Origin of the sequence: Streptomyces sp. NBC_01334 (assembly GCF_035983595.1) — a bacterium.
GTDB lineage: Bacteria > Actinomycetota > Actinomycetes > Streptomycetales > Streptomycetaceae > Streptomyces > Streptomyces coriariae.
The window spans coordinates 8,069,630-8,084,513 of record NZ_CP130718.1 but is presented as its reverse complement, the minus strand read 5'-3'; the positions used below and the strand labels follow the sequence as shown (position 1 = coordinate 8,084,513).

The following is a 14,884-nucleotide window of genomic DNA, read 5'->3' as shown; positions in this document are numbered from 1 at the left end:
GAACGCCCGTGCCGCCTGCTTCGCGGGCGGCACGGGCGTCCGGGTCCTGGCGGTCCGCCAGGACAAAGGCGGTCCGCCAGGACAAAGGCGGTCCGCTAGGACCGGAAGGTGGTCACCCTGCGACCGAACTTCCAGACGCCGTCGTGCCGGCGCAGCGTGTCGTCGTAGCGGCCGACCAGCTGTACCGTCCAGCCCGACTCTCCGCGCTGGAAGAACGCCAGGTCGCTGACGGCCGTGGCCTCCTCGTCGGTGTACGAGGTGAGCACCGTGTTGGCCACCAGGTGCAGCTGCGGCTCGGTCGGCGCGAAGCCGGCGAAGCCCTCCCTGATCGCGTCCCGGCCCTCGAAGGTGGCCAGGCCGGCTATCTCGGCGACGCCGTCCGGCACGAAGAGGTCGGCGAGGTCGTCGGTGCGGCTGGCGTCCAGCGCCTGCGCGTAGGCGGCGATGGCGAAGTGCACACCGGCGGCGACCGAGGCCTCGGTGTCGGCAGAAGTCGTACTCATCTCTCTCCAGGGTCGAAGGGGTGGGACGGGAGGACGGCGGTCAGACCTGATACGTCGTCTTCCTGCGCCGCAGCAGCCAGGTGCCGTCGACGCGGCGCAGCGTGTCGTCGTAGTGCCCGACGACCTGCACCGCCCAGCCCGCCTCGCCGCGCTGGAGGAAGGCCACGTCGCTCGCCGCCGTCGCCTCGTCGGGCCCCAGGGCGGTGACGACGGTGTTGGTCACCAGGTGCAGTTGCGGCTGGACGGGCGCCCATCCCTTGAAGGCCTCGCGCAGCGCGTCGTGCCCCTGGAGGGGATCCGTCCCCGGCAGCTCCAGGACCGCGTCGGGTGTGTACAGCGCGACGACGTCGTCGGTGCGGCCGGCGTCCTGGGCCTGTGTGTGCGCCCCGATCACGGCACGCACGCCCGCCGCGACCCACGCCTGTGTGGATTCGCTCATTGCCCCTCCAAGGGATAGACGTTTCGACCAGTCAGTCTATTACTGAAGCCCGGATAATCTGAAGCCGCAATTTCAAGCAATCAGACTTGTTGACCGAACGGTACAATCTTCATAGCATGCGGATGGCAGTCAACGGGGACCTGTCGCCTGAGGAGGCGTTTATCGTGACGAAGCGTTGGAAGCAGCGGCCGCCCGGTTCGACATGGGGCGAGTTCGGTGAGGACGACGAACTGGGGCGCATCAACCTGATGACGCCGGAGAAGGTCCTCCAGGGGGTCCGCGAGGTCGAGCACGGGATCACCTTCAGCCTGAGCCTGCCGCTCGACTATCCGGGCGGCACCTCCCTGAACCAGCGCCGTTACCCGCCGATCCTGCGGCCCACCGAGGATCTCCAGCACCAGCAGGACGTCTTCTACAACATCAAGGCGAGCGAGCACTTCTCGCCGGACCTGGTCGACGTGTGGTCCGACGACGTGGTGACCCTGTGGCTCCAGTACTCGACCCAGTGGGACTCCCTCGCCCACCAGGGCGCCGAGTTCGACGCCGACGGCGACGGCGTCGCCGAGCCGGTCTACTACAACGGCTACCGGCCGGACACCGACCTCGTCGGACCGCGGGAGGACGCCAAGGGGGACGGCAGCGGGAGCCTCAGCTTCGCCCGCCACCTCGGCCTGGAGCACATGGCGGAGCACGGGGTGCAGGGCCGGGGCGTCCTGATCGACCTCGCGCACCACCTGGGCACCGGCTACCAGGCGGTCGACCTGGCGAAACTCCAGGAGATCATGGCGGCCGACGACGTCGTGGTGGAGCCCGGCGACATCCTCCTGCTGCACACCGGCTTCGCCACCCAACTGCTGGCCTGGGAGAAGAACCCCGACCCGGTGGCCATCCACCGGACCGCCGCCTATCTCGACGCGGACGACCCGGCGCTGCTCGACTGGATCGCCGAGTCGCAGATCGCGGGGCTGGTGGCCGACAACTACGCGGTCGAGGGCGTGGGCGTCACCCAGGCCCAGGGCCCGCACACGCTGCTGCCCATCCACCATCTGTGCCTGTTCAAGCTCGGCGTCCCGCTGGGCGAACTGTGGTACCTGCACGACCTCGCGGCCTGGCTCCGCGAGCACGGCCGCAGCCGCTTCCTGCTCACCGCTCCCCCGCTCAACCTGCCCGGCACCCAGGGCAGTCCGCTCACCCCGGTCGCGACCGTCTGACACACGGGCGGGACCGGATCCGCCGTCGGCCCACGCCCTGGCCCTGCCGGCACAGCCGGGCCGACGGCGGTCCGCACAAGGGGGAGGCCCCGGGACGAACGTCCCGGGGCCTCCCCCTTGCCGTCGCATCCTTCTCACACCGCCGCGATACGCCGCAGCGTGTCGGCGATGGTGTCGGCCGAGGGCAGCCACAGCCGTTCCAGCGAGGGCGCGTAGGGCGCGGGCATCGGGGGCGGCGCCACCCGGGTGACGGGCGCGTCCAGGTGCCAGAACCCCTCGTCGACGGCGAGCGCCGCGAGTTCGGCGCCGACGCCGAAGTCCCGTACCGCCTCGTGCGCGATGACCAGCCGGTTGGTCCTGGCGAGGGAGGCGAGCACCGTCTCCCGGTCCAGCGGGGCGATGGTGCGCAGGTCGATCACCTCCACGCTCACGCCCTCGGCGGCGAGCGACTCCGCGGCGGCCAGGGCGTCCTGGACCATCCGCGACCAGGAGACGAGCGTGATGTCGGTGCCTTCGCGGACCACCTTCGCCCGGCCCAGCGGGACCATGTGGTCGACCGGTGGCTTCGGGCCCTTGAAGCCGTACTGGAGCCGGTTCTCGACGAAGACGACCGGGTTGGGGTCCTGGATGGCGGCGCGCAGCAGGCCGTAGGTGTCGGCCGGGTTGGACGGCATCACCACCGTCAGCCCCGGGATGTGGGCCAGCAGCGCTTCCAGGCTCTGCGAGTGCTGGCTGCCGGAGGAGCGCCCGGCACCGAACTGGGTGCGCACCACCAGGGGCATGGCGGCCCGGCCGCCGGTCATGAAGCGCAGCTTGGCGGCCTGGTTGAGCAGCATGTCGAGGCAGACGCCGATGAAGTCCATGTACATGATCTCGACGACCGGTTTCATTCCGGCCATGGCCGCCCCCACCGCCGTGCCGAGGACGGCGCTCTCGCTGATCGGCGTGTCCCGGACGCGGCCCGGGAACGCCTCGGCCAGGCCCCGGGTCAGCCCGAAGACGTTCCCGCCCGCGCCGACGTCGATACCGGCGACGAACACGGCGGGATCGGCCGCGAGTTCGTGCTCCAGGGCGAGCCGTACGGCGTCCATCGAGCGGAAGACCTCGCCGGTGGCCGGGGCGGGCTCGGGCCGGGCGGGACGCGGGGCCGAGACGAAGTCGTACAGGGTCTCGGGGGCCGGCTCGGGCAGGCCCCTGGCCCACTCGACCGCCGCCTCGATCTCCTTGTCGATCTCCTCGTCGACCGCGTCGGCGGCCGCGGCCGGCACGCCCGCCGCCGCCAGGTGCCGGCGGGCCACCAACAACGGGTCGCGTTCCTTGGCGGCGGCGACCTCCTGCGTGCTGCGGTAGCGCTCGGGGTCGCCCTCGTAGTGGCCGTGCCAGCGATAGGTCTCGGCCTCCACCAGGACCGGACCGCCGCCGCCCCGCAGCCGCTCCACCACGTCGGTCATCATCCCGGCCACCGCCAGGACGTCGTTGCCGTCGACGTGCGCGTACCCGATGCCGTACCCCGCGGCCCGGGCGGAGAGCGGGGCCCGGTGCTGCTCGGCGGCGGGCGAGAACTCGGAGTAGTGGTTGTTCTCGCAGAGGAAGACGACCGGCAGGTCCCACACGGCGGCCAGGTTGACCGCCTCGTGGAACATGCCCTGCGCGACCGCTCCGTCCCCGAAGAACGCCACCACCACGTCACCCGCGGCACGCAGTTTGGCCGCGGTCGCCACGCCGGTGGCGATCGGGAGTCCGGCGCCGACGATCCCGTTGGCGCCGTAGATGCCGAGGCCGGGGTCCGCGATGTGCATCGAGCCGCCGCGGCCGTGACACGTACCCGCCTCCTTGCCCATCAGCTCGGCCATCATGGACGCCGAGTCCAGCCCCTTGGCCAGGACATGGCCGTGACCGCGGTGGGTGGAGGTGATCCCGTCACGGGGACCGAGCGGCCAGCAGGCGCCCACGGCGCTGGCCTCCTGACCGATCGACAGGTGCAGGAAGCCGGGGATCTCCGTCGCCTTGTACAGCTCGGACGCCCGCTCCTCGAAACGCCGGATACGGCGCATCCGGCGATACATCTCCAGGAGCTGGTCCGCGTGCGCGGATCCCGCTCCGGTCTGCTGGGGTGCCTCGGTCGTCGTCATGCGCGTCCTCGCAATGCTCGCCGGGGCGGCTCAAGGCCGCACCGTCTGAGTCCTACTTTTAATGTACCGTCTGGTCTAGCAAACTTCTTCGAGCACAACAGAAACGATGTCCCCGGGCCCGCTTCCCCCCGGACGTGCCCACGGGCAGTCCGGACGCGGGCCCGGGACAGGTCGTACCGACACGTCGGCACATCAGGCGGGGAGTGGAGCAATGCCCAGACCACCGGGCCACGGGCCGGGTTTCGAGGTCAGACGCCAGAAGATCATCGACACGGCCGCCGAACTGTTCGCCCGCCAGGGCTACGCGGCGACCTCCGTCAACGACCTGGGCCGGGCGGTCGGGCTCGCCAAGGGGGCGCTGTACTACTACATCGACTCCAAGGAGAACCTGCTGATCGAGATCCAGTCCCGGGTGATGGCCCCGCTGCTCTCCCGGGCGAGGGAGATCGCGGCGCTCGACGCGGATCCGCTGGTGCGGCTGCGGCTGCTGTCGGAGTCGCTGCTGACGATCATCTTCCGCAGGCTCGACCACATCTGGGTCTACGAGCACGACTACCGCAGCCTCACCGGCGACCACCTGACGACCCTGCTCGGCCAGCGCGCCGAGTTCGAGCGGCTGGTCCGGGGTCTGCTCACCCAGGCCATGGAGCGGGGCAGCTTCCGCGCGGTCGACCCGCACGTGGCCACCCTCCAGTTCCTCAACCTGCACAACCACACCTACCAGTGGGTGAAGCCGGACGGCCGCTGGGACGCCGCGTATCTGTCCCGCGCTTACTGCGACACCCTGCTGCGCGGGTTCGGCGCGCCCGCCGCCGCCCTGCCGGACGTCGAGGAGGCGGCGGCGGCGTTCAAGCGCGAGCGCCCCGATCTGCCCCTCGATCCGGAAACCGAGTGGCGGTCCGCCTCGGTGGCGAGCTGATCGAAGGGGCTCGCGGCACCCGCCGCGGGCCCCTTCGCCGCTCACACCTGCTTCACCAGCGCCCTGGCGATGACATCGCGCTGGATCTCGTTCGTGCCCTCGCCGATCTCGAGGATCTTGGCGTCGGCGTAGAACCGCGAGATCTCCGACTCCCGCACATAGCCGTATCCGCCGTGGATCTGCACCGCCTGGGAGGCGGCCCGGTTGGCGACCTCGGAGGCGTACAGCTTCGCCATGGCGGCCTCCGTGCCGTACGGGCGCCCCTGGTCGGCGAGCCAGGCGGCCCGGTAGACCATCCACCGGGCGGCCTCGAACTCCGTGCCGATGTCGGCGATCTTGTGGGCGACGGCCTGGAACGCCGACAGCGGACGGCCGAACTGGTGCCGTTCCGTGGCGTGTTTGACGGCGAGCGCGAGGGCCGCCTTGGCCAGCGACAGCCCCAGGGCGGCGACGCTGATGCGGCCCTTGTCCAGCACGGAGAGGAACTGGCGCAGCCCGCCCCCCTCCTCGCCGACGAGATGGCCGTCGGGGACGAAGCAGTCGGCGAAGACCAGTTCACGGGTGTCCATGGCGTGCCAGCCGAGTTTCCTCAGCTTGGCCCCACACGTGTACCCGGGCGTGCCGGTCGGCACGTAGAAGGTGGCGAAGCGTTTCCGCCCGTCCTCGTCACGGCCGGTGGTGGCCAGCAGGGTGACGCCCTGGCTGATGTCGGTGCCGGCGTTGGTGATGAACATCTTGGTGCCGTCGATCACCCAACCGCCGTCCGTCCGGCGGGCGGTGGTGGTGATGCCGGCCGCGTCGGACCCGGCGCCCGGCTCGGTCAGGCCGAACGCGCCGAGTGCCTCGCCCCGGGCCAGCGGCGCCAGCCAGCGCTGCTTCTGCTCTTCGGTGCCGTAGGCCAGCAGCGGAAGGGTGGCGATGGTGGAGTGCGCGTTCCAGGAGGAGGCCACCGACTGGTCGGCGGCGCCGAGTTCCTCCATGACGGCGACGTAGGAGACCATGTCGGAACCCGCGCCTCCGTACTCCTCGGGGACGAGCATGCCCATCAGGCCGAGTTCGCCGAGCTTGGTGAAGACAGGGGTGGGGAACTCCTCGTTCTCCGACCACTGGGCCGCGTTCGGGGAGATCTCCTTGGCCGCGAACTCGCGGACCATGTCCTGTAGGTCCCGGGTCTCCTCCGGCAGGTCGAAATCCATGTCACAGTCCCTTCGGGGTCAGCAGAACCTTGAGGTGGCGGGCCCGGTCAGCGGCCAGGTCCGCGAAGACCCCGGCTCCTTCCGAGAGCGGGAAACGTCCGGTGATCAGGGCGGACGCGTCCAGGCGTCCGGTGCTCATCAGGTCGATCACCCGGGGGATGTCGAAGTTGTAGCCGAGCGTGCCGACCACCGACCGCTCGTAGAAGACGAGTTGGCCCATGTCGAACTCGACGCTGCCGTGGCCGACGCCGGCGAGCACCACCCGGCCGCCGCGCCGGACGGTGGTGACGGCCTGCGCCGCGAGCGCGGGGACACCGGTCGCGTCGATGACGACGTCCGGGCCGATCCGGCCGGTCTTGACGAACACCTCGCGGCGTACGTCGGTCGCGCGCGGGTCGAAGGCCTCGGTGACGCCGAGTCCGAGGAGCGCCTCGCGGCGCGCGGCGAGGGGTTCGCTCACATAGAGTCCGGCCGCGCCGGCGATACGGGCGGCCAGGACGACCGCGACGCCGATCGGTCCGCCGCCGACGACGAGGACGTTGTCCCCCGGCCGGACGCCGGCCCGGGTGACGGCGTGCAGACCGACCGCGAGGGGTTCGGCGGCGGCCGCCATCTCGTCGCTCACGTTGTCGGGAAGCGGCGTGAGCCCCGCGATCGGCACGGTGACGCGGTCGGCGAAGGCGCCGGGCGAGGCCAGGCCCACGGAGCCGCTGCGGGGACAGATGTGGTACTCGCCGCGTGCGCACCAGAAGCAGACGCCGCACCGCCAGACGGGGTCGGCTGCGACCCGGTCGCCGACCGCGACGCCGGGCACGTCGGCGCCCAACGCCACCACGGTGCCGCTCAGTTCGTGCCCCAGGGCGAGAGGCGGACTGGCTCCGGTCAGCGGGTGCGGACCGGAGCGGATCATGTGCGGCCCTTCCAGGAACTCGTGCAGGTCGGTGCCGCACACCCCGCACCAGGCGACCTCGACCACGGCCTCGTGCGGCCCCGGCTCGGGCGGGTCGGGTACCTCCTCCAGCCGCAGGTCGCGCGCGCCGTGCCAGCGCAGTGCCTTCATCGTCTCCACCCCTTTCGTGTCGTACGGTCCCCTCGCGCGGTCAGCTGTCGTCCGCGGGACCCCCGAAGCGCGCCCTGCCGGGGCCGTGTTCGAGGAAGGACCGGATCCCGGTGGTGGCGTCGGCGGTGCCGAAGACCCCCGTGAACAGGGACCGTTCGAGCGCGAGCCCGGCGGACAGGCCGGAGTCGGCGCCGTGGTCCACGGCCTCCTTGATCGCCTCCAGCGCGGCGGCGGGCCCCTCGGCGAGCCGCCGGGCGTAGCGCAGAGCCGTGCCGTGCACCTCGCCGGCGGGCACGACCTCGTCCACCAGCCCGAGCCGCAGCGCCTCGTCGGCGCCCACCCGGCGGCCGGTCATCAGCAGGTTCTTGGCCCGCGACGGCCCGATCAGCCGGGTCAGCCGCTGGGTGCCGCCGGAGCCCGGCATGATCCCCAGCTGCACCTCGGGCTGACCGAGGACCGCGTCGTCGGCCGCCACCCGGTAGTCGGCGGCGAGGGCCAGTTCGAGGCCGCCGCCGAGCGCGTACCCGGTGATCGCCGCGACGACCGGCACCGGCAGCCGGGCGACCTCGTCGAAGGTCCGTTGCAACGCCCGGTTCCAGCCCCGTACTTCCTCGGGGTCCATGGCCGCCAGGGCCCCGACGTCCGCCCCGGCGGCGAACAGCCGCTCACCTCCGTACAGCACCACGGCCCGCACCGCACGGCTGTCGGCCAGCTCGCGCACCCGGGCGGCCAGCTCGCCGCGCTGGGCGGTGTCGAAGGCGTTCATCGGCGGATGGTCGAGCCGGACCGTGACGACGGGTCCGTCGGTGTCGAGGCGGATACGGGGCACGGGGCCTCCTCCGTGGGAAGCGACATCACGCCCGCCTGGATGGTTGTCGACCGGTGCGCTCCGTCGTAAAGTGCGGCAAGAGTTTTATAGACCAAGAGGTACACTAAATCTTGAGAGCGGGCAACCGACCGGTCGGGACAATCCCGGCCGCCGAGCCGGAGAGTCGCCGTGCACAATTTCTCGAGCATCCTCGATCACCATCTGGCCCAGCGGCCCGACGCCGTGGCCGTGACACAGGAGGACCGCCGCCTGACGGTGCGCACCCTCCATGACCGGGTCAACCGGCTGGCCGCCGGCCTGACGGAACTGGGCGTCGGGCGCGGCGACGTCGTGGGCCTGCTGCTCTACAACCGGCCGGAGTTCCTGGAGCTGGTGTACGCCGTCAATCGCGTCGGAGCCGTCTTCCTGCCGCTGAACTACCGTCTGTCCGAGGACGAGTGGGCGTACATCCTCGACCACTCCCGGGCGAAGGCGGTCGTCACCGAGCCGGAGTTCCTGCGGGCCGCGGACCGGATCGCCGAAAGGCTGACCGGCCTGGAGCGGCGGATCCTGGTGGACGGCGCGGCCCCCTCGGACCGGTGGACCGGCTACGAGGCGCTGCTGGAGAGGCACCGGGGCGCGCGGGTGGAGCCGGTGGACGTCGAGCCGGACGACCTCCAGCGTCTGATGTACACCTCCGGCACCACCTCGCGGCCCAAGGGCGTGCGGATCACCTACGGGAACCTGCACGCCAAGAACGTGGCGCAGATCGTGCAGTTCGGCCTGACCGCGGCGGACACGACACTGGTGGCGGGTCCGCTGTACCACGTCGGCGGCCTCGACATGCCCGCCCTCCCGGTGCTGTACGCGGGCGGCGGGGTGGTCCTCCAGCGCAGGTTCGACGCCGCGGGCGTCCTGCGGGCCATCCAGGAACACCGGGTCACCAACGCCTGGCTGGCCCCCGTCATGGTCAACGCGGTCCTGGAGGTCCCGGACCGGGAGTCGTACGACACCACCTCGATGCGCTTCATCGTGGGCGGCGGCGAGAAGACCCCCGAGCCGGTGCTGCGGCGGATCATGAACGCCTTCCCCAACGCCTGGTTCGCCGACGCCTACGGACTGACCGAGACGGTCTCCGGCGACACCTTCCTCGACCGGGAGCACGCGCTGTCCAAGCTGGGCTCGGTCGGCCGTCCCGTACCGCACACCCGGGTCAGGATCGTCGACGACACGGACCAGGAGGTCCCGGCCGGCGAACTGGGCGAGATCACGCTGCGCGGCCCGAAGGTCTTCGCGGGCTACTGGCGTGACGAGAAGGCCACGGCCGCGGCGCTCAGGGGCGGCTGGTTCCACACCGGGGACATCGGGCACGTCGACGAGGACGGCTTCCTCTACATCGACGACCGCAAGAAGGACATGATCGTCTCCGGCGGGGAGAACATCGCCACGCCCGAGGTCGAACGGGTCCTCTACGAGCACCCGGCCGTTCTGGAGGCCGCGGTGGTCGGCCTGACCCACCCCCGCTGGGGCGAGGTCCCGCGGGCCTTCGTGGTGTTCCGGCCCGGGGCCGCCGCCGGGGCGGACGAGCTGCGGGAGTTCTGCCGGGAGCGCCTGGCCAAGTTCAAGGTGCCGGCCCGTTTCGACCTCGTCGGCGAACTGCCCCGCACCCCTTCGGGCAAGGTCCTCAAGCGGACCCTGCGCGACATCCCCGTGGAGGGCTGAACGATGGCCGACGTCAACACCGATCTGCGCCTGGACGGCAGGACCGCCTGGGTGACCGGCGCGGGCAAGGGTCTCGGCCGGGCGATCGCCGTCGCCCTGTCCCAGGCCGGGGCGGACGTGGCGGTGACCGCGCGCACGGCCGCCGACCTGGGGAGCCTGGAGGCCGAACTCGCCGGGCACGGCGGCAAGGTGCTGGTCCTGCCGGGCTCCGTCGCCGATCCGGACACGGTCCGCGCGACGGCCGGGCGGATCACCGACGCGACGGGGCGCCTGGACGTCCTCGTCAACTGCGCGGGGGTCAGTCCGCACTTCACCCGCAGCGAGTTCGTCACCGACGAGGACTGGCGGCGGGTGCTCGACGTCAACCTCCAGGGCACCTTCTCCTGCTGCCGCGAGGCCGGCAAGGTCATGCTGGAGCAGGGATCCGGTTCGATCGTCAACGTGTCGTCGGTGCACGCGCGCACGGGCTTCGAGCGGATCGCCGCGTACGCCGCGAGCAAGGGCGGTGTCGAGGCCCTCACCAGGGCGCTCGCCGTCGAGTGGGCGGCCCGGGGGGTGCGCGTCAACGCCCTCGCGCCCGGCTACTTCCGTACGGACCTCAGCTCGGGGCTGCTGGACAGCCGCTGGGGTGAGCGGATCGTGCGGGGCACTCCGCTCGGCCGGGTGGGCGACGCCGGGGAACTGGGCGGCGCGGCGGTGTTCCTCGCCTCGGACGCCTCCCGCTTCGTCACGGGTACGACGGTCACCGTGGACGGCGGCTGGACGGCGTGGTGACCGCCGTCCGGGCGGCCGGCTGACGCGGCCCGGACCGAGGAGCGCCGCCCCGGGCCCCGCCGGGGCGGCCGCGCGCTATCCGAGGACGTCCGAGACGTCCCGGCGGTACGACTCCGGCAGGCCGAAGAGCTCCTCGGAGACGGCCCGCACCGCGCCGACCACCAGCGGGGCGACGAGCTCCAGCGAGGAACGGCCGTCGCCGACCACCGAGATCGCCCCGACCGGTCCGGCCGGACCACGCAGCGCGAGGCCGACACAGCCGAGCTCCGGGAAGCACTCTCCCCGGTCGATGGCCAGTCCGCCTCGTCGGCGCACCAGGCCCAGCTCGCGGTGGAGTTGGCCGAGATGACCGATGCTGTGCTGGGTGCGACGCTCGATCAGCTGCGCGTACCGCGTGTCGATCTCCTCCGGGCTCAGCCAGGCGAGCATGGCCTTGCCGAGGCCGGTGCAGTGGGCGATCGCGCGGCCGCCCACCTTCGACGGGATGTCCACCGCGGCCCGGCCCCCCACCTTGTCCAGGTAGTAGATCTCCGGCCCGTCGAGCACCGCGAGATGGACGACCATCCTGGTCCGCACGGCCAGGTCCAGCAGGTGGGGTGCCGCCGCGGCGCGCAGCGCGCTGTGCCCGATCTCCCGGCCGCCCAGGCCGAGCGCACGGCTGCCCAGCGTGTATCCGGCCACCGTGTGGCGCAGCCAGTCCAGCCGGACCAGCTGGTCGAGTATCCGGTGCGTGGTCGAGCGGGGCAGATGGGTCCTGCGCGAGACGGATTCGAGCGTCAGATGGGTCTGGGGACGATCGAACAGGTCCATGATCAGCGTTACGCGCTCCATCATCGACGGAGGCGACGCGGACCCGTCGACCTCGGAGGATCGCGAGCTCAGGCGAAGGGCAGACGTCATCGTCGGTGCCTCTCTGATCAAACTGAAATCAATTCTAGTTCGGCGCCGGCGTCAAGGTATCAATGCCCCGGGCCGCGATGAAAGACTCGTGCACCGATTTATTGGGACGATCGGTCCATTTATAAGGGAACGCAAAAACGTACCGCTCCCGGGAGAGTCTTTCCGGGGAGCGGTACGTCCGGCGAGCGGTACGTCCGGCGAGGTGCGTCCTGCCGCTGTCAGCCGTGGGTGAGGTCGAGGGCGATGTCCACGATCATGTCCTCCTGCCCGCCGACGAGGCCGCGCCTGCCGACCTCCTCCAGGACGGTGCGGGCGTCGAGGCCGTACTGCTGCGCCGCGGCCTCGGCGTGACGCAGAAAGCTGGAGTAGGCGCCGGCATAGCCCAGCGTGAGGGTCTCCCGGTCGACCCGCACCGGCCGGTCCTGCAGCGGGCGGACCAGGTCTTCGGCGGCGTCCTGAAGGGCGTACAGGTCGCAGTCGTGCTTCCAGCCCTGGAGGTTGGCGACGGCGACGAACGGCTCGATCGGGCAGTTCCCGGCGCCCGCGCCCTGTCCCGCGAGCGAGGCGTCGACCCGGGTCGCCCCCTCCTCCACCGCCACCACGGAGTTCGCCACCGACAGGGAGAGGTTCTCGTGCGCGTGGACGCCGATCTGGGTGTCCGGGTCGAGCACCTCCCGGTAGGCGCGGATCCGGTCGCGCACCCCGTCCATGGTCAGCCGGCCGCCGGAGTCGGTGACGTACACGCAGTGCGCGCCGTAGGACTCCATCAGCCGGGCCTGGCCGGCCAGGGTCTGCGGGGACGTCATGTGACTCATCATCAGGAAGCCCGAGACGTCCATGCCGAGTTCCCGTGCGGTGCCGATGTGCTGGGCGGCCACGTCCGCCTCCGTGCAGTGGGTGGCGATGCGCACCGAGCGGACCCCGAGGGCGTAGGCCCGCTTCAGTTCGGCGACGGTGCCGATGCCCGGCAGGAGCAGGGTGGTGAGGACCGCGCGGTCGACGGCGTCCGCGGCCGCCTCGATCCACTCCCAGTCGGTGTTGCTGCCCGGCCCGTAGTTGAGGCTGCCGCCGGCGAGTCCGTCGCCGTGGGCGACCTCGATCGCGTCCACCCCCGCCCGGTCGAGGGCGGCGGAGATCCGGGCCACGAACTCGGGCGTGATCCGGTGCCGGACGGCGTGCATCCCGTCCCGGAGGGTGACGTCCTGCACGTAGAGCCTGCGGGTGGCGGTCACGGGGTCACCTCGGTGATCGGCCGCCGGGCGATGCGCTCGGCGACGCGCAGGGCGGCCGAGGTCATGATGTCGAGGTTGCCGGCGTAGGCGGGCAGGTAGTGGGCGGCGCCCTCCACCTCCAGGAACACGGAGACCTTCGTGGTCGCCGCGGTGCGGTCGCCGTCGGGCAGCAGGGTGTGCACCGGGTCGTCGGCGGGCACCGGCGTGAACTGGACCTTCTGCTTGAGCCGGTAGCCCGGCACGTACTCGGCGACCTCGGCCACCATCTCCTCGACGGAGGTCCGGACCGCGTCGTGGTCCGCCTCGCCGATCAGGCAGTACACCGTGTCCCGCATGATCAGCGGCGGTTCCGCCGGGTTCAGGACGATGATCGCCTTGCCCCGGCGGGCACCGCCCACCCGCTCGATGGCGCCGGCCGTGGTCTCGGTGAACTCGTCGATGTTGGCCCGGGTGCCGGGTCCGGCCGACCTGGACGCGATCGAGGCGACGATCTCGGCGTAGGGCACCGGTGTGACCCGGCTGACCGCGTGGACGATCGGGATGGTCGCCTGGCCGCCGCAGGTGACCATGTTGACGTTGTCGACGGCGCTGCCGGACCTCGCGGCGCTCTCCAGGTGTTCGTCGAGGTTCACCGTGGGCACCACGAAGGGACCGATCGCGGCGGGGGTGAGGTCGACGAGCCGCTTGCCGTACGGGGCGAGCTTCTCGGCGTTCGCGACATGGGCCTTCGCCGACGTGGCGTCGAAGACGATCTCGATGTCCTCGAAGCCGGCCATGCGGATCAGGCCGTCCACGCCCTCGTGCGTGACGGGGACCTTCAGACGCGCGGCGCGCGCCAGGCCGTCCGAGTCCGGGTCGATGCCGGCCATCGCGGCCATCTCCAGGGTGTCGGACAGGCGCAGTACCTTGATCATCAGGTCGGTGCCGATGTTGCCGGAGCCGACAACGGCCACCTTGGTCTTCGTCATCCGCGTTCCTCGAGTTCCTCGCGCTTTTCGGGGGGCCTGGGTACCTCAAGAGCCTTGGGCGCCTCGGGAGCTCCGGGTGCCTCGGCAGGCTCGGGATCCTCCGGCGCGAAGGTCGCCGTCACCGAGCCCAGGCCCGACAGCTCGGCCCGTACGGTGACGCCGGGCGGGGTGGGGACGAGCGGGCCGAGGGCGCCCGAGAGCACGACCTGTCCGGCGCGCAGCGGGTCGCCGAACTCCCTGGCCGTGCGCGCCAGCCACAGCAGCGCGGCGAGCGGATCGCCGAGACAGGCCGCGCCGTCGCCCTCGGAGACGAGCTCGCCGTCGGCGTACAGCCGCATGGTCACGTCCCGGGGGGTGAACTCCCCGAGACCGACCCGCTGCCGGCCGAGCACGAACAGGCCGCTGGACGCGTTGTCGGCGATCGTGTCGGTGATCGCGATGTCCCAGTCGGCCACCCGGCTGTCCACGATCTCCAGCGCGGCCACGGCGTGTCCGACCGCCGACCGGACCCGCTCGACATCGAGGTCGTCGTCGTCCAGGTCGGCGGCAAGCACGAACGCGATCTCCGCCTCGACCCTGGGCTGGAGCAGCCGGTGGCCCGGTACGGCGGACAGGGCGGAGACGTCCATGTCGTCCAGGAGGACGCCGAAGTCGGGCCGGTCGACCCCTACCTGACGCTGCACCGACGCGGACGTCAACCCGATCTTGCGGCCGACGACCCGTGCCCCGGAGGCGATCCGGTCGCCGACGACGCGTCGCTGGACGGCGTACGCGAGGCCGATGTCGGTCGCGCCGAGCAGCTCGCGCACCGGCGCGCAGGGCCGGCGGTCATCGGCCGCGCGGGTGAGTCGTGCGGCCGCCTCGGCCACCGCGGTCTCACGGTGCGCGACGGCCGTCGGTTCCCGGACGTCTGTCATTGCCCTCCTCAGGTCGTGCCGGCCTTCAGCCTGGGCCGCCGTACCGGACGGGGGCCCGGGGTGTTCCGCTCACCGGGACTCGCGGACCGGGCACGGGGCGGGT

General features: G+C 71.7%; 14 protein-coding genes. 4 read left to right on the top strand and 10 right to left on the bottom strand.

Annotation, left to right across the window (positions count from 1 at the left end):
* Nucleotides 1-95: 95 nt before the first annotated feature.
* On the bottom strand, nucleotides 96-503 hold the full coding sequence (locus tag OG736_RS36010) for a nuclear transport factor 2 family protein (RefSeq protein ID WP_327186132.1): 408 nt from the start codon (nucleotides 501-503) through the stop codon (nucleotides 96-98).
* A 40-nt stretch (nucleotides 504-543) separates the two neighbouring features.
* Nucleotides 544-942 (bottom strand): nuclear transport factor 2 family protein, encoded by a 399-nt coding sequence (locus tag OG736_RS36005; protein ID WP_327186131.1) that lies wholly within the window; start codon nucleotides 940-942, stop codon nucleotides 544-546.
* A gap of 164 nt (nucleotides 943-1,106) precedes the next feature.
* On the opposite strand from OG736_RS36005, the gene OG736_RS36000 reads away from it, so the two are divergent.
* On the top strand, nucleotides 1,107-2,153 hold the full coding sequence (locus OG736_RS36000; RefSeq protein ID WP_327186130.1) for a cyclase family protein: 1,047 nt from the start codon (nucleotides 1,107-1,109) through the stop codon (nucleotides 2,151-2,153).
* A 134-nt stretch (nucleotides 2,154-2,287) separates the two neighbouring features.
* Here OG736_RS36000 and OG736_RS35995 read toward each other — a convergent pair whose 3' ends face one another.
* Complete coding sequence (locus tag OG736_RS35995; protein ID WP_327186129.1) at nucleotides 2,288-4,285, bottom strand: alpha-ketoacid dehydrogenase subunit alpha/beta; 1,998 nt, start codon at nucleotides 4,283-4,285, stop codon at nucleotides 2,288-2,290.
* A gap of 211 nt (nucleotides 4,286-4,496) precedes the next feature.
* Between OG736_RS35995 and OG736_RS35990 the strand changes: the two genes are divergently transcribed.
* Entirely contained in the window at nucleotides 4,497-5,204 is a 708-nt protein-coding gene (locus tag OG736_RS35990; protein WP_327186128.1) for a TetR/AcrR family transcriptional regulator, read from the top strand.
* Nucleotides 5,205-5,245: 41 nt separating this feature from the next.
* On the opposite strand, the gene OG736_RS35985 is transcribed toward OG736_RS35990, so the two are convergent.
* Genes OG736_RS35985 through OG736_RS35975 form a run of 3 tightly spaced genes read right to left on the bottom strand, consistent with a single transcriptional unit; the run spans nucleotide 5,246 to nucleotide 8,289 of the window.
* Entirely contained in the window at nucleotides 5,246-6,400 is a 1,155-nt protein-coding gene (locus OG736_RS35985; protein WP_327186127.1) for an acyl-CoA dehydrogenase family protein, read from the bottom strand.
* Between the two features lies 1 nt (nucleotide 6,401).
* Nucleotides 6,402-7,460, bottom strand: coding sequence for a 2,3-butanediol dehydrogenase (locus tag OG736_RS35980; RefSeq protein WP_327186126.1), 1,059 nt, complete (start codon nucleotides 7,458-7,460; stop codon nucleotides 6,402-6,404).
* Nucleotides 7,461-7,500: 40 nt separating this feature from the next.
* On the bottom strand, nucleotides 7,501-8,289 hold the full coding sequence (locus tag OG736_RS35975) for an enoyl-CoA hydratase/isomerase family protein (RefSeq protein WP_327186125.1): 789 nt from the start codon (nucleotides 8,287-8,289) through the stop codon (nucleotides 7,501-7,503).
* 168 nt (nucleotides 8,290-8,457) lie between these two features.
* On the opposite strand from OG736_RS35975, the gene OG736_RS35970 reads away from it, so the two are divergent.
* Both OG736_RS35970 and OG736_RS35965 read left to right on the top strand, forming a co-directional pair.
* The gene (locus tag OG736_RS35970; RefSeq protein ID WP_327186124.1) at nucleotides 8,458-9,990 is read left to right on the top strand and encodes an acyl-CoA synthetase; all 1,533 of its coding nucleotides are present in this window, start codon (nucleotides 8,458-8,460) and stop codon (nucleotides 9,988-9,990) included.
* Nucleotides 9,991-9,993: 3 nt separating this feature from the next.
* Nucleotides 9,994-10,764, top strand: coding sequence for an SDR family NAD(P)-dependent oxidoreductase (locus OG736_RS35965; protein ID WP_327186123.1), 771 nt, complete (start codon nucleotides 9,994-9,996; stop codon nucleotides 10,762-10,764).
* A gap of 75 nt (nucleotides 10,765-10,839) precedes the next feature.
* Here the strand turns inward: OG736_RS35965 and OG736_RS35960 are convergent, their stop codons facing one another.
* The 4 genes from OG736_RS35960 to OG736_RS35945 all read right to left on the bottom strand — a co-directional run bounded on the left by OG736_RS35960 (nucleotide 10,840) and on the right by OG736_RS35945 (nucleotide 14,781).
* Nucleotides 10,840-11,598 carry an IclR family transcriptional regulator gene (locus OG736_RS35960; protein ID WP_171400623.1) on the bottom strand — a complete coding sequence of 253 codons (759 nt, stop codon included), beginning with the start codon at nucleotides 11,596-11,598 and terminating at the stop codon, nucleotides 10,840-10,842.
* A 284-nt stretch (nucleotides 11,599-11,882) separates the two neighbouring features.
* Nucleotides 11,883-12,896, bottom strand: a complete 1,014-nt coding sequence (gene dmpG / locus OG736_RS35955) for a 4-hydroxy-2-oxovalerate aldolase (RefSeq protein WP_327186122.1) — start codon at nucleotides 12,894-12,896, stop codon at nucleotides 11,883-11,885.
* Nucleotides 12,893-13,864: an acetaldehyde dehydrogenase (acetylating) gene (locus OG736_RS35950; protein ID WP_327186121.1), complete on the bottom strand. Its 972-nt coding sequence runs from the start codon at nucleotides 13,862-13,864 to the stop codon at nucleotides 12,893-12,895. Before OG736_RS35950 ends, dmpG begins: the two co-directional genes overlap by 4 nt.
* Nucleotides 13,861-14,781, bottom strand: a complete 921-nt coding sequence (locus OG736_RS35945; protein WP_327186120.1) for a 2-keto-4-pentenoate hydratase — start codon at nucleotides 14,779-14,781, stop codon at nucleotides 13,861-13,863. Before OG736_RS35945 ends, OG736_RS35950 begins: the two co-directional genes overlap by 4 nt.
* Nucleotides 14,782-14,884: the final 103 nt, after the last annotated feature.

What these genes read in the sequence shown, in the direction of transcription:
- OG736_RS35965 (WP_327186123.1), top strand. Translation starts at nt 9,994, where the DNA reads ATGGCCGACGTCAACACCGATCTGCGCCTGGACGGCAGGACCGCCTGG.
- OG736_RS35990 (WP_327186128.1), top strand. Translation starts at nt 4,497, where the DNA reads ATGCCCAGACCACCGGGCCACGGGCCGGGTTTCGAGGTCAGACGCCAG.
- OG736_RS35960 (WP_171400623.1), bottom strand. Translation starts at nt 11,598, where the DNA reads ATGATGGAGCGCGTAACGCTGATCATGGACCTGTTCGATCGTCCCCAG.
- OG736_RS35985 (WP_327186127.1), bottom strand. Translation starts at nt 6,400, where the DNA reads ATGGATTTCGACCTGCCGGAGGAGACCCGGGACCTACAGGACATGGTC.
- OG736_RS35980 (WP_327186126.1), bottom strand. Translation starts at nt 7,460, where the DNA reads ATGAAGGCACTGCGCTGGCACGGCGCGCGCGACCTGCGGCTGGAGGAG.
- OG736_RS35945 (WP_327186120.1), bottom strand. Translation starts at nt 14,781, where the DNA reads ATGACAGACGTCCGGGAACCGACGGCCGTCGCGCACCGTGAGACCGCG.
- OG736_RS35995 (WP_327186129.1), bottom strand. Translation starts at nt 4,285, where the DNA reads ATGACGACGACCGAGGCACCCCAGCAGACCGGAGCGGGATCCGCGCAC.
- OG736_RS35950 (WP_327186121.1), bottom strand. Translation starts at nt 13,864, where the DNA reads ATGACGAAGACCAAGGTGGCCGTTGTCGGCTCCGGCAACATCGGCACC.
- OG736_RS36005 (WP_327186131.1), bottom strand. Translation starts at nt 942, where the DNA reads ATGAGCGAATCCACACAGGCGTGGGTCGCGGCGGGCGTGCGTGCCGTG.
- OG736_RS36010 (WP_327186132.1), bottom strand. Translation starts at nt 503, where the DNA reads ATGAGTACGACTTCTGCCGACACCGAGGCCTCGGTCGCCGCCGGTGTG.